Below are 13,489 nucleotides of genomic sequence, written 5' to 3'. Positions count from 1 at the left end.
TTGAAACTTCTGTACAGCCTGCTGGCTGCAACGTTACTCGTCACGCAGGTGCATGCCAGGCCGGCGGCCGATCCGCTGGCGCCGGCCGGCCGGTGGGAAGGCGACACGAGCGGGGCCGCCAGCACCCCGCCGATGGGCTGGAACAGCTGGAATGCATTCCGCACCGAAGTCGATGAAGACAAGGTGATGGGCGCCGCGAAGGTGCTGGTCGACAGCGGGTTGGCCAAACTCGGCTACCACTACGTGATCCTGGACGACGGCTGGTGGATCAAGCGCCGCGCGGGTGACGGCCGCCTGCAGATCCGCACCGGCATCTTTCCCTCGGCAGCGACCGGTGGCCCGGACGGCACCAGCTTCAAGCCCTTCACCACCCGGCTGCACGCCATGGGGCTGAAGGCCGGCCTGTACACGGACGTGGGCCGCAATGCCTGTTCGCAGGCGCACGACCTGCACTCGCCGAACCTCCCGCAGGGCACCACCGCCGAGCGCGAAGTCGGGCTGGAAGGCCACGTCGGACAGGACATCGACCTGTACTTCAAGCAGTGGGGGTTCGACTACCTGAAGGTGGATGCCTGCGGCCTGGCCGACTTCGTGCCCGGTTCCGACGTGGTGAAGCAGCAGGCCTACCGCGCGCAGGCGCCGCTGATCGAGCGCGCCTCGATCAACCGTACCGACAGCGCCGCCGTGCGGGGCCGCTACGAAGCCGTCGCCGCGGCACTGCAGGCGGCGCGGCCGGACAACGACTACGTGCTGTCGATCTGCGCCTGGGGCATGGCGAACGTGCGCGCCTGGGGCAAGGACGTGGGCAACCTGTGGCGCACCAGCGCCGACATCACGCCCAGCTGGACCAGCATGCTGCACAACTTCGACAGCGCGGCCAAACGGGCGCTGTATGCCGGTCCCGGCCACTGGAACGATCCGGACATCCTGCACATCGGCCATGGCGCCTTCGATGCCGCCCACCCGGTCGAAGTGCGTTCCCATTTCTCGCTGTGGGCCATGATCAATGCGCCGCTGCTGGTCAGCTACGACCTGCGCAACGGTCCGGCATCGCTGCTCGACGTGCTGGGCAATCCGGACGTGGTCGCGCTGAACCAGGACCGGGGCGGCCACCAGGGCGTGGTCACCTATGATTCCGACGATGCCCAGATCATCGTCAAGACGCTGGGCGACGGGGGACGCAAGGCGGTCGCGCTGTTCAACCGGGGCGCCGCGCCGGCCGAGGTGACCCTGCTGGCGAGCCACATGAAACTGTCAGGCAGCGCGCCGGTCACGCTGCGCAACCTGTGGTCGAAGGAGAGCGTGAAGTTCACTGGCGAAAAGGCCTTCACGCTGGCACCGCACGAGACGCTGGTGTTCGAAGCCACCGGCAAGCGGCAGCTGGAAAACGGTGTCTACCTGTCCGAGATTCCCGGCGCGATCAACGTGGCCCGCGACGGCGTGCGGCAGCCGCAGGCCGATCCCACCGTGCACCGGATGATCGACCCGTGGGCCAGCACCCGTTCGGGCGGCGCGCGGCCCCAGTACGCCGGCTGGGGCGGTGCGCAGGCCGATGTCACGCCCTACGGCCAGACCCTGCAGGTGGCGGGCCAGGCGTTCGAGTCGGGCATCGGCATCCTGTCCGGCTCGCGGATCCAGGTGAAGAACGGTGCCGGCCATGCGCAGCTGCTGGCCTCCGTCGGCGTGGATGATTCGACCTCAAACATGCAACAGCCGGTGCGCTTCTCTGTGTACGGGGATGGCAGGCTGCTGGCCGAAAGCCCCGCGCTGGCCTATGGCAGCAAGGCGCATCGGCTGAAGGCAAACATCCGCGGCTACCAGATCATCGAGCTGGTGGTGCGGGGATCGAAGTCCGGCGATGCGCTGCCTGTCGTGGCAACCTGGGGGGATGCGCAGCTGCTGCGTGCTGCGGGCGACCGGTTCTGAGCAGTCGGCCCTGGTCAGGCAGGTGCCCCGTCGCTCGCCGCGCAGGCCGACGCCTGGCCGCGCACCGCCGCGGCGATGCTTGCCGAGACCCTGGCGAGCGCAGCCCGGTGCCCGGCCACCAGCGCCGCATGGCCGGCGCCGACCGGTTCGCGGAACACGCTGCGGCAGGTCAGCACCTCGCGCTCGCTGGCGCGGCGCACGCTCCACACCACATCGACCAGCGCGTAATCGTCCAGCCGCGATTCGAAGCGCTGCACGCTGGCGCTGATGCGGTACACCGCCGCGCCGGGCGGCGCCGGGTTGTTGTACACGTCCACCGCGCCCAGCTGGGCCGCGATGCCGAGCGACAGCGCAACGCGGATCTGGTCGTCGAGCTTGCTGGCCCAGCGATGATGCTCCAGCAGGTCGACCTGCCCGGCGCCCTTCGCCACCACCATCTGGTTGCGGCGCACCTGGTCCGGCACCGTCACCGGCCGCATTTCGATGTAGACCGGCGCCGGCGCCGCCGCCGGCACCGGCGCACCGGCGCTGTCGGTCAGCGTGTAGAACTGGTCGGGTGGCGCGCTGGCGCAGCCGGCCAGCACCGTCGTGAGCGCGGCGGCATACAGCGCGCGCTTGCGTTGGACGAGCGTGAGGCGGTTCATTTCTTCTTCTCCTGCGGTTTGCCGCGAATGAGCGACTCGGGATGGCGTTCCAGGTAGTCGGCCAGGTCGTTCAATTTCTCCATGGTGTCGGTGACTTCGGTGAGCGCGCGGCGCAGGTCCGACTGGAGCGGCGCGTCCTGCGACAGCAGGGTTTCGGCGCTGGCAAAGGTCTGCTTCGCGGCGGTCAGCGCATCGCGCATTTCCGGCAGCACCTGGCCGTCCAGACGGGCGATCAATGCATTGGCCTGCACGAGCGTCTTGTTCAGGTTATTGCCGATCTCGTCGAACGGGATCTTGTCGAGCTTGCGCGCGATGTTCGCGACCTGGGTCTGCAGTTCGTCGAGCTGGCCCGGCACGGTCGGGAACACCAGCTGGCCATCGCGCATCGCCAGCGCCGCCTTGGGCGCATTCGGATGGAAGTCGAGCGCCACGTACAGCTGGCCGGTCAGCAGGTTGCCGCTCTTGAGCTGGCCGCGCAGGCCGCGCGCGACCATCTGGCCCAGCGCGTCGCCGCCCGTATTGCTGTTGAGCGTTTCGAGGAACGATTCGCCAAGGCGGCCCGGGTACAGGTCGACCGTGACCGGCATGCTCAGCTTGCGCCGCTGGCGATCGAATTCGACGCCGATGCTGCGCACTTCGCCCAGCGCGATGCCGCGGAAGTCGACCGGCGCGCCCACCACCAGGCCACGCAGCGAGCCGTCGAAATACAGCACGGCGCTGACGGCCGGGCCGTCCGGCGCGCGCAGCGCCGCGGCACGGTCTTCGGCCAGCACGAACCGCGTGCCGGCCGCCGCCGGGACAGCCGGCTTGCGGCCATCGACCGCTTCGAACGCGATGCCGCCAGTGGCGAGCGCCGCCAGCGACTGGGTATTGAGTTTCAGGCCGTTGGCATCGAGCCGCAGATCGACGCCGCTGGCATGCCACCAGCGCGTGTCCTGCCCGACCAGGCCCGTGAACTTGTCCTCGACGAAGGCCGACATGTCGATCCCCTGTCCGCTGGCGTCCAGCGCGATCGAGGCGATCTGGCCCACCTTCACGCGCCGGTAGTACACGGGCGATCCGGGGGCCAGCGAGCCGAGGCTGTCTGCATGCAGGCGGTACTCGCGCCCCTTCAGGCCATACGGCACGGCCGGCGGCGCTTCCAGGCCCGTGAAACTGTCGCTGCTGTCTTCGCTGGCGCCCGGCGCGGCGCCGATGTACGCGCCCGACAGCAGCGTGTTCAGTCCCGTGACGCCGCCCGCGCCGATCTGCGGGCGCACCACCCAGAAACGGCTGTCCTTGGCGGCGAAGCGGCGCGCCTCCTTCGCCATCTCGATCTCGGCTTCGACGCGGCCCGCGTCCTGGCCGAGGCGGACTGCCACGACCTGGCCGATGTCGACGTCGCGGAACTTGACCTTGGTCTTGCCGGCCTCGAGGCCGTCGCCGGTCGAGAACGAGACGGTGATCGTCGGCCCCCGGTTGCCCAGCCAGACCGCCACCTGCCACGCGCCGATGAGGGCGGCCAGCACGGGGATCAGCCAGATCAGGGAAGGCAGCCAGCGGCTGGGACGGTCGATGGCCGGCCGGGGCACGGACGAGCGCGCGGACGGCGGCACCGGCGCGTGGTTCGGCGCAGGATTCGGCGCAGCATTCGGCGCAGGACTCGGCGCAGGACTCGGCGCAGGGTTCGACAATTCGTCGAGCGACGGTGCAGTCGGGCGTATGCCGTCCTGTTCAGGCATGTTGAGGTTCTCCATATGAATCGATCGGGTCCCAGATCAGGCGCGGATCGAACTGCGCCGAGGCCACCATCGTCAGGATGACGACGCAGCCGAAGGCGATCGCGCCGGGACCGGCAGTGATTGCGGCCAGCACATCGAAGCGCACCAGCGCCACCGTCAGCGTGACCACGAAAATATCCAGCATCGACCAGCGGCCGATGAATTCCACGACGCGATACGCGCGCGTTCTCGCCAATGGCGCGGCGCGCGAACGCAGCTGCGCCGTGCCGTTCAGCCAGACCAGCGCCAGCAGTTTCGACACCGGTACCGCGATGCTGGCGATGAAAATGATGATGGCCAGCCCTTTCGAGCCGGTATTCCAGAACAGCCGCACGCCGCTCATGATGGTGTCGCCTTCCGTCCCACCGACCGACTGCGTGTACATCACCGGCAGCATGTTGGCTGGAATGTACAGCAGCGCTGCCGCGGCCAGCATCGCCCAGGTCCAGCCGATGCTGTGCGGGATGCGGCGATGCAGCGACGCCTTGCAGCGGCAGCAGTGGGTGTTGGTCCGCGCTTCCTCTTTGGGTGTCAGGGCCTGGTGCGCCCCCGGCTCCAGGCGGTTCACGAGGCCGCAGGTATCGCAGGCGATCAGCTCGGCCGGGGGCTGGTGATCATGCCGAGGTTCGTGGTGGTGGGCATGCCCGGCCTGCCCCACCTCGTCCGGCTGCGGCACCTGGCGGTCGGCCAGTGCCCACAGCGCGCGTGGCTCGTAACGCATGACCAGCGCGCACAGGATCGTCAGTACGCCGAACGCGAACAGGCCCGGATGGGGCACCACCCGTGCCAGGCTGGTCATCTTGATGACGGTGACGAGGATGCCGATCATCAGCACTTCCGTCATCGCCCAGTGGCGCGCGCCCTGCACTGTGCGCAGGACCAGGTTAAAACCGGGCACGCGCACACGCCGGCGCAACCCCAGCGCCACGTACAGCAGGGCGCTCAGTTCGAGACCGGGAAAGACGATCCCGCACAACAGCACCAGAGTGGCGATCACGCCCATGCCCTCGCCCCAAAGCACGGCAACGGCCTGCGGCAGCGTGACGCCGGAGGACATGCCCGCCATCTGCAGGGTCACGATCGGAAAGCACTGGGCGACGATGAACACCAGCACGGCCGACAGCGTCAACGCCACCATGGTGTCGGTCCGTTTCGTCGGGCCGGACGCATGCCAGCGGTACAGCTCCAGCTGGCAGCGCCCGCAGCGCGCACGCTCGCGCACGGCCAGCGGCTGCCATTGGTACAGGCATCCGCAGTCGTGACAGCCGATCAGCTCTCCAGGTTTCATGCCGCGCTTTCTTTCATCATGCTATGGCACTATGTAACATGACCGGCAGCAACAGCGGCGCGCGGTTCAGGCCGCTCAGGCGCCGGCTCCGTCCGAAGGTGCCGGCAAGCGCTGCACGACCGCGTCGAACAGGGGGCGTGCGCCCGGGTCCGGGTGGGTGCAGTCATGCTGGAGCGTGGACAGGCTCGCGAGCACTTCACGGGTAGCGTCGGCCGTCTCGCACCGTGCCATCAGTTCCCCCAGCAGCAGGCCGAAGGCGCGCACTTCCAGCCGCTGCAGGGCCTGCGCCGCGGCGCCGTGCGGCACGAACCGCGAGGCGGCGCCGAAGTCGCCCAGCAAGGCGTCGCCGCCCTCGGTATGCAGGATGTTGTGCGCGTACAGGTCGCCGTGGAGGATGCCGCGGCCGTGCAGATGCTGCGCTACCGCGGCGATGCCCCGCGCCAGCCGCAGCAGGCCTTGAAGCGGAAAGCGCGTGGTCTCCGGGTAGACGTCCCGCGTGCAGCTCGCCAGGCTGGGCGGCCCGGCCAGGTTGTGGAACGCGGGGTCGACCAGGGCCATCACACAGCCGTGGATGCCATCGGGGTGATCGTCGACCTCGCCCAATACGGGAATCAGGTTCGGATGGCTGCCAGCGCCGATGCAGGCCGCCAGCTCGCACCCGGGCAGGCCGTCGCTCGTGATCGCGCCCTTGAACAGCTTGACCGCGACGGCCGTCCCATCCCTTTCCGCTTGCCGCAACAGCGCCTGGTGGATGATGCCGGAGGCACCTTCCCCCAGTTTCCGGTCAATCGTCAGTTGCTGCCACCCGATGCGGGCCGGATGCGCGTCGGCCGCTGCTGCCGCCTCGTCCGCGGCAGTGAACGGGTTGCCGGCATAGGCCAGCCAGGCCAGCTTCGGCATGCCCAGCAGCCAGGGCGGCAACACTGTCAGCCGGTTCGCGGCAATGCGCAGCAGTTCCAGGTTGGTGCAGTCCGCCAGCGCCTCCGGCAGGGTGCTCAGCCGGTTCCCCGCCAGCATCAGCTTCTGCAGCTGCGCGCAGCGGCCGATCGACGCGGGCAGGACTTCCAGCCGGTTGTCGGTCAGGATCAGCCAGCGCAGCGATGGCGGCAGCGCGTCGGCCGGCACCACGCTGATGCGGTTGCTCTTGAAGCCGATCATGGTCAATCCCGCGCAGGCGCCCAGCACGGGGGGCAGCACGGTGAAGCGGTTCTGCGAGCAGAACAGCACGCGCAGCCGCGTCAGGCGCGGCAGGTCGTCGGGCAGCGCCGACAACGCGTTGCCGGACAGGTCGAGGATTTCCAGCGTGTCGGCCAGGTCGAAGATCTCGCGCGGGAATGCGGTGAGGCCGCACGACAGCTGCAGGCGGACGGCGCCAGCCAGCGCGCCGCTTTGTAATTGTTCCAGGGTATGCATGAGGGCCGAAGAGCCAGGCGAAGTGGCAGAAATTGCGCGACGCCGTATTCTACCGGGACCGGCAGCAACACGATGCCGCTCGCCGCCGCAGTGCAACGGCCTCGCTCGCAATACCGCCCTGCCGGTCAGCGGTCCGCCTCCCGACACACCTGGCAGCGGGCCCGATCAGCGATAGTCGGCCGGCACCCAGCGGTAGGAGGACGCCTGGTCGACGCCGACATGGCCGATCCCCGGGAACGGAATGTGCGCACCGGCGACCCAGACGCGCCGCGCGGCCGCATACGAGAGGAGCGCGTTCCGTGTTTTCACGGCCTGCTGCTTGTCCGAATCGAATTCGATCGCCACTTCCGGATGCGGAAACTGCACCGCCGCGCTATGGATGATGTCCCCCCACACCAGCATGTCGCCACCGCGCGACGCGAACAGATAGGCCGTATGGCCCGGGGTGTGGCCACCCGCGGCAATCGCCGTGACGCCCTTCCTGATCGGCTGGCCCGCATCGAACACGGTGAGCCTGCCCGTCGCCAGGTACGGCGCGACGGCATCGCGCGACATCTTGAACAGGGCGCGCTGATCCGGCCGCGCATGGCGTTCGCTGTCGCGGCTCAGCCAGTAGTCCGCATCGGCCTTCGGCACGTACACCCGTGCATTCGGAAAGGCCATGGTCCCGCCCTCGGCGAGCAGGCCACCCGCATGGTCGGGGTGCAGGTGCGTCAGCAGGATCGTGTCGATGTCCGTGGGCTGGTATCCCGCTGCACGCAGGTTCTCGAGGATGAAACCGAGCCGTGGGCCGAACAGCTTCGCCGTGCCCGTGTCGACCAGGATGGTATTTTCGCCGGTCTCGACCAGATAGGCGTTCACCGGCGTCTGGACCGGTGCTCCGGTGGGCAGGAAGTTGCGATGCAAGGAAGACCGGATGACCTGCCTGCTGGCGCCGCCCAGCAGTGCGGCGTCGATGTCGACCACGCCGTCGAAGAGGGCCGTCACGGTCATGGTGCCGACGGGCAGGCGAAAATAGCCAGGAACCTGGGCCTTCTGTACCGGCACTGCGTTCGTGTGCCCGGCGGCGAACGCACTGCCTGCGGCGACAGCTCCCGTCACGGCCCATGCGGCGATGCAAAGCGAGAGTGCTTTCGCCGTCACGCCGGCAGGTTTTTTTAAAGTGCGGCGCGACTGGCGCGCGGGGAGGGATGGGTGGACCAAGGTGTTTCCTCTCAAATAATCGGGCTTCATGATATAAGAGAAAATAACGCTCCATTGACGCCGGTTACTCCCTGCGTTGGGGACATTTTTTCACCAGAGGCGTGTATGAGCGATCCATTGGCCGGCATTGCCGCGTTTGTCCAGGCAGCCCAGGGGGCGAGCTTCGCCGTGGCCGCCCGGCAGCTGGGGCTGACACGCTCCGCCGTCGGCAAGGCTATTGCCAGGCTGGAAGAGCGCCTGGGCGTGCAGCTGTTTCACCGGACGACGCGCAGCCTGGCCTTGACCGAGGAAGGCGCCCTGTTCTACGAACGTTGCGCCGGGGCGCTGGCGGAAATCAGGGGTGCGGAACAGATCTTCGACACGGGCCGCAGCGAGCCGGTGGGCCGCCTGCGCATCAGCGTCCCGGTCCTCCTGGGCCGGCACTGCGTTGCGCCGCTGCTGGTGCCGCTGGCAAAACAGCACGCGCAGCTGGCGATCGATGTCACGTTCACGGACCGGCCGGTCGATCTGCTCGAGGATGGATACGATCTGGTGGTCCGCACCGGCGCGCTGGCCAACGAAGCCGACCTGAAGGCGCGCCGGCTCGGCGTGCAGACCATGGTGCTGTGTGCCGCGCCCGCCTACCTGCGGACCCGCGGCGCGCCTGCCTGTCTCGACGACCTGGCAGCGCATGACACCCTTGCGTACGGCAAGGGCGAGCGCGTTGTGCCCTGGCGGTTCAGCGAGTCCGGCGCCCTGCGCAGCATCGTCGCGCAGGGGCGGCTGCGCTTCGACGACCTGGAATCGATCGCCGCGGCCGCCGTCCAGGGCGCCGGGCTGGCGTGGCTGCCTTCCTGGCTGATCACGGACCAGTTGCATGCCGGGCTGCTGGTGGAGGTGCTTCCTGCACTGCGCGGGCCCGGGTTCGATGTCTACGCCATGTGGCCGCTGGGGCGCTATCTGCCCATGCGCGTGCGCGTGGTTATCGACGAGCTGGCAAGCCGGATCCCGCCGATGCTGGCGGCCACGCCGATGGCCGCCAGCCTGCCGCGCCGGAACCCTGCTGGCGCATCCTGATCACGGCATGCATGCCCGATAGAACATTCTCGAGATTCGCCGGCTTCATCATTACCAGGTCCACCCCCCTTTTCTCGGCAGCCGCCGCGGTCCTTCCCCAGAATCCGGTCAGGATGATGATGGCGGCATCGCAGACATTGGGCATGCGGCGCAGCGCCCGGGACACCGCGAGCCCGTCCATGTTCGGCATGGACAGGTCCGGGATGATCACCTGCGGTGAAAACCAGGCAGCGATCGCAAGGGCATCGATGCCCTCGTAGGCGCGCTGCGTTTCATGGCCCATGTAATGGAACAACTCGGCCATGACATCGGCCGAGTCACGGCTGTCGTCGACCAGCAGAATGCGTTTCGATTCTTCTCTCATTGCCATCATTTCACCCTGTTGCCATTTGCGAAGGCGGTTGGCGCGATTTCCGTCGGTGCCGCCGGCGCTGCCAGCGGAATCGCTACCGTGAAAATCACGTCGGGTGCTTCGTAGCTGTAGTGGATCGTGCCGCAATGCTCCGTCACGATCTTGTGGACCAGGTGCAGGCCCAGGCCCATGCCGCCCGGTTCCGGGCGTTATCGAGCGCCACGCGCTTGAACGGGTCATACAGCACCCTGGCCAGTTCCTCGTTGATCGGGATGGCGGCGTTGCGGATGCTCAGCACGGCGAACCGGCCGACGCTGGCCAGGCGGATGTCGATGGCATGCGCGGCATCGCCATGATTCTTGGCGTTGCTGAGCAGGTTGCTCACCACTTGGGTGAGCCGGTCGGCATCGCCGTCCACGATGGCGCTCGCCGATGAGGCGACGAGGTAGCGGGTGTCCGGATTGCCGGTGCGGGCCTCGTCGACGATATCGTCCAGCACCGCACGCAGGGCGATCAGCCAGCCCCGGGTCGAGGGATCGAACGACAGGGCCAGCATGCCGACCCATTTGCCGTTGTGGTCACCGATGCTGTCCGGCCAGTCCGGGCGCGCCTGGCGCACCACCAGCTCCTCGGTACTGTCCTCCAGGGACGCGATGATCGCCGCCGCCATCGTCACGTCGATATCGCCATGGACCAGAATGCGGCCGTGCTGGCAGACGACCAGCGCCTCCGCTTCCAGCGATGCGCAGAGGGCCGCGGCCTCGTCCAGGATCGCGCGCAGCACGTCGTCATCGTCCACCAGGGTGCGCATCAACCGCGTGCGCACCTGCATCGACTGTTCGATCAACTGGCTGCACTGCTGGGCCTCGAGCCATTGCACGGTGGCCGCCAGCACCTGCACCAGGACATCGACCGCCGCGCGGATCGCGTGCGGCACCTGCCGTGCGGTCATGTGATGGCATGCCAGCATGCCCCACAGCTCGCCGTTGACGACGATGGATACGCTCATCGAGGCAGCGACGCCCATGTTGCGCAGGTATTCGAGATGGATCGGCGAGACGCTGCGCAGCACGCCATGGCTCATGTCGACGGGCGCACCGTCATGGCGGCCGAGCATGGCTACCGGAGTGGCCCCTACGTTGGCAATCAGGCGCAAGGTGTTGATCAGGTAGAGGCGGCGCGCCTGGGCGGGTATGTCGCTGGCGGGATAGCGCATGCCGAGCAGCGACGCCAGGTCGACACCACGCGCTTCGGCCACCACGTCGCCGCTGCCGTCATGGCGGAACCGGTAAGCCATCACGCGGTCGAAACCCGTCAGGGCCTGCACCTGCTGCGTGACCCGGCCCATGAGCGTCGCGACCGATTCCTGGCGCCGCAGGCTGTCGATGGCGCCATGCGCCCTGACGGCGAGCAGGCCCACCACATCTCCCGATACCGTGCGCTGCTCGTACTCGACCAGCACGTTGCCCAGGTAACGATGGGTGATGCAATCGAATTCGAGGGCACCGATGGTCGTCTGCACGGACGTGTGCGTGGTGTCCTCGTCGCCGGCTGCCGCCACGCAGGCCTCCACGTTCGCGCGCACGGCCGGCGCAAGCGCCAGCTGCGCCAGCGGCAATCCAGGCGCGCGCACCATGTCCAGCAGCGATGCGGCATTGGCGCTTCAGGCACTCAGCCGCAGCGTGCTGTCGAGCACGAGCATGGCACCATGGGGTTGCAGCATGCCCAGCAGATGGATGGACTCGTCGGAACAATTCTCGAGCGTCAGGGCCGCGTCGCCGCACTGGGCAAGGTCAGCGCTCACGGAGCTGCCTGGCTGGGCTCAGGCTCGTTGTTGCGGGATCCGTCGCCGGACCAGCCTGGATGTAAGAACAAGTTCATATCGCCCCTCAGGAGGATATGGAGGCGGGGTGCCTTCACTTTTAGTCCTACCAACCATCGGTGCAGTGTACGCTACATCGCCCGCCAGTAATGCCCTCATTTCAGCACCATCGGCAGCTTCGTCGACCGTGCAACAACATGGCTCCAGACGGCCTTGCCGGATAGCCATGCCATTCGAACATCGCCCTTCAGCGTATGCCCTGCTGGCGTTCCGGCTACAGCATCGCATCGGCAATCTCGAGCATCGCCCGCAGGCGGTCCATATGCCGCAGGTCCTGGTGGTAGCCCACCCAGACGTCCCTGCCGGGTGGCCCGTCCGGCGTGTCGATACGCTGCAATCCGGTGGTGGCATCGCCCAGCGGCATGGGCAGCACGGCAATGCCCATGCCTCGCAGGCACATCTGGGCCTGGACGGCCCGGCTCGTGCTCGTGAAGACCCGCCGCGACGCCGGAAACCGGTCCAGCAGCCAGGCGACATCGGGAAAGTGGGACTGCGCCGTATTCATCAGGATCAGTCCCACCGACGCCGGATCGTGCTGCAGCGCCGACGCGGTATCGGCGGAGCCATAGAGGCCGTAAGGGATCGTCATCAGGCGGCGCTGGACGATGTCCGGTTCGGTGAACGGCACGATGCGGAACGCCACATCGGCCTCGCGGCGCGACAGGTTCAGCAGGCGGTAGCTGGCGATCACCTCGGGCACCACGGCCGGATGGCGGCGCGCCAGTTCGGCCAGCACGGGCGCGAGCACATGGCCGGCAAACCATTCCGCCGCAGAGATGCGCAGGATGCCTTCCAGGCGCTCGTGGTTGCCCGCCAGGCGCCGCTCCATGGCCAGCGCGGCAGCTTCCATGGCTTCCGCCAGGGCCATCCGGCATCCCCGGCATCCGTGAGGACCAGGCCCGCGCTGGTCCTGCGCAAGATCGGCTGCTGCGCCTCCTGCTCGAGCGCCTTGATCCGGCGCCCCACCGTCGGATGGCTCACGCCCAGGGTACGCGCGGCCTCGCCGAACGATCCGCTACGCACCACCGCCAGGAAGATCCGGACGTCGCCCCAGTCCATCGTATCGATCCGTACAAAAATGTACGTCGAATATACAGGAGTGGCAGTTCCCGGACAACTCTGTACGCGGCACCATGGTGTTTTCCAACCTGCTGGCGGGATGAACGCCAGCTCTTCCGGGCTCTCAAGACATGTACAAGTTAAAGGACAAGGTCGCCATCGTAACGGGCGCGTCCAAGGGAATCGGCGCGGGCATCGCCCGCCAGCTGGCCGCCGATGGCGCGCAGGTCGTGGTCAATTACGCATCCGGCAGGAGCGGTGCCGACCAGGTGGTCGCCGACATCGACGCCGCTGGCGGGACGGCCGTGGCGGTGGGCGCCGACGTGACGGACGCGGCACAAGTCGCAGCGCTGGTCACGGCGGCCATCGATCGTTTCGGGCGCCTGGACATCGTGGTGAACAACGCCGGCATCTACCAGCTGGCGGAGATCGGCGACACCACCGAGGAGCTGTATCGCAGGCAGTTCGACATCAACGTGCTCGGTCCCCTGCTGGTCATCCGCGCCGCGGCGCCGCACCTGGGCAAGGGTGCCAGCATCATCAACATCGGCTCGAACGTCACGCGCGTTCTGCCGCCGGGCAGTGCGGTCTACACCGGAACGAAAGGGGCGCTCGATGCCATTACCGGCGTGCTCGCGCGAGAACTCGGCCCGCGGGGCATCCGTGTCAATGCCGTGAGCCCCGGCATGATCGAAACCGAAGGCACGCATGCCGCCGGCGCGATCGGCTCCGCGTTCCAGGCCTGGTACGAGAACCTGACGCCGCTCGGGCGCATCGGCCAGGTGCGCGACATCGCGCCGATCGTTGCCTATCTCGCGTCGGACGATGCCGGCTGGGTGACGGGCGAAATCATCCTCGGTTCGGGCGGCATGCGCTGAGCGCTTGCAATGGCCAGGACCTGCAACG

Annotated in this window: 12 protein-coding genes and 1 pseudogene; 3 read left to right on the top strand and 10 right to left on the bottom strand. The window is 67.9% G+C overall.

Annotated elements, in window-relative coordinates:
* Nucleotides 1-1,926, top strand: coding sequence for an NPCBM/NEW2 domain-containing protein (locus IP91_RS20600; RefSeq protein ID WP_229474750.1), 1,926 nt, complete (start codon nt 1-3; stop codon nt 1,924-1,926).
* Between the two features lie 14 nt (nt 1,927-1,940).
* On the opposite strand, the gene IP91_RS20595 is transcribed toward IP91_RS20600, so the two are convergent.
* The 5 genes from IP91_RS20595 to IP91_RS20575 all read right to left on the bottom strand — a co-directional run bounded on the left by IP91_RS20595 (nt 1,941) and on the right by IP91_RS20575 (nt 8,264).
* The gene (locus IP91_RS20595; RefSeq protein ID WP_145651457.1) at nt 1,941-2,570 is read right to left on the bottom strand and encodes a PqiC family protein; all 630 of its coding nucleotides are present in this window, start codon (nt 2,568-2,570) and stop codon (nt 1,941-1,943) included.
* Complete coding sequence (locus IP91_RS20590) at nt 2,567-4,291, bottom strand: PqiB family protein (protein WP_145651455.1); 1,725 nt, start codon at nt 4,289-4,291, stop codon at nt 2,567-2,569. The genes IP91_RS20595 and IP91_RS20590 overlap by 4 nt, the downstream gene beginning before the upstream one ends.
* Complete coding sequence (locus IP91_RS20585) at nt 4,284-5,618, bottom strand: paraquat-inducible protein A (protein WP_145651453.1); 1,335 nt, start codon at nt 5,616-5,618, stop codon at nt 4,284-4,286. The genes IP91_RS20590 and IP91_RS20585 overlap by 8 nt, the downstream gene beginning before the upstream one ends.
* A 75-nt stretch (nt 5,619-5,693) precedes the next feature.
* Nucleotides 5,694-7,031 (bottom strand): leucine-rich repeat-containing protein kinase family protein, encoded by a 1,338-nt coding sequence (locus IP91_RS20580; protein WP_145651451.1) that lies wholly within the window; start codon nt 7,029-7,031, stop codon nt 5,694-5,696.
* Nucleotides 7,032-7,196: 165 nt separating this feature from the next.
* Entirely contained in the window at nt 7,197-8,264 is a 1,068-nt protein-coding gene (locus tag IP91_RS20575; RefSeq protein ID WP_145651449.1) for an MBL fold metallo-hydrolase, read from the bottom strand.
* A 75-nt stretch (nt 8,265-8,339) separates the two neighbouring features.
* On the opposite strand from IP91_RS20575, the gene IP91_RS20570 reads away from it, so the two are divergent.
* Nucleotides 8,340-9,290, top strand: coding sequence for a LysR family transcriptional regulator (locus IP91_RS20570; protein ID WP_145651447.1), 951 nt, complete (start codon nt 8,340-8,342; stop codon nt 9,288-9,290).
* Here IP91_RS20570 and IP91_RS20565 read toward each other — a convergent pair.
* The 5 genes and pseudogenes from IP91_RS20565 to IP91_RS20555 all read right to left on the bottom strand — a co-directional run bounded on the left by IP91_RS20565 (nt 9,196) and on the right by IP91_RS20555 (nt 12,583).
* Nucleotides 9,196-9,663 (bottom strand): response regulator, encoded by a 468-nt coding sequence (locus IP91_RS20565; protein WP_145651446.1) that lies wholly within the window; start codon nt 9,661-9,663, stop codon nt 9,196-9,198. The two genes, IP91_RS20570 and IP91_RS20565, sit on opposite strands and share 95 nt — an antisense overlap.
* Nucleotides 9,660-9,833, bottom strand: a complete 174-nt coding sequence (locus tag IP91_RS26110) for a hypothetical protein (RefSeq protein ID WP_158643179.1) — start codon at nt 9,831-9,833, stop codon at nt 9,660-9,662. Before IP91_RS26110 ends, IP91_RS20565 begins: the two co-directional genes overlap by 4 nt.
* Complete coding sequence (locus IP91_RS20560; RefSeq protein ID WP_145651444.1) at nt 9,797-11,278, bottom strand: GAF domain-containing protein; 1,482 nt, start codon at nt 11,276-11,278, stop codon at nt 9,797-9,799. The genes IP91_RS26110 and IP91_RS20560 overlap by 37 nt, the downstream gene beginning before the upstream one ends.
* A gap of 27 nt (nt 11,279-11,305) precedes the next feature.
* Nucleotides 11,306-11,446, bottom strand: coding sequence for a phytochrome family protein (locus IP91_RS26105; protein ID WP_158643178.1), 141 nt, complete (start codon nt 11,444-11,446; stop codon nt 11,306-11,308).
* Between the two features lie 292 nt (nt 11,447-11,738).
* Nucleotides 11,739-12,583, bottom strand: a pseudogene (locus IP91_RS20555) (LysR family transcriptional regulator).
* A 131-nt stretch (nt 12,584-12,714) separates the two neighbouring features.
* On the opposite strand from IP91_RS20555, the gene IP91_RS20550 reads away from it, so the two are divergent.
* The gene (locus IP91_RS20550) at nt 12,715-13,461 is read left to right on the top strand and encodes a glucose 1-dehydrogenase (RefSeq protein ID WP_145651442.1); all 747 of its coding nucleotides are present in this window, start codon (nt 12,715-12,717) and stop codon (nt 13,459-13,461) included.
* The last annotated feature ends 28 nt before the right edge of the window (nt 13,462-13,489 follow it).

Source organism: Pseudoduganella lurida, from assembly GCF_007830455.1.
Taxonomy (GTDB): Bacteria; Pseudomonadota; Gammaproteobacteria; order Burkholderiales; family Burkholderiaceae_D; genus Rugamonas; species Rugamonas lurida.
This window is presented reverse-complemented; position numbering and strand designations above follow the sequence as displayed.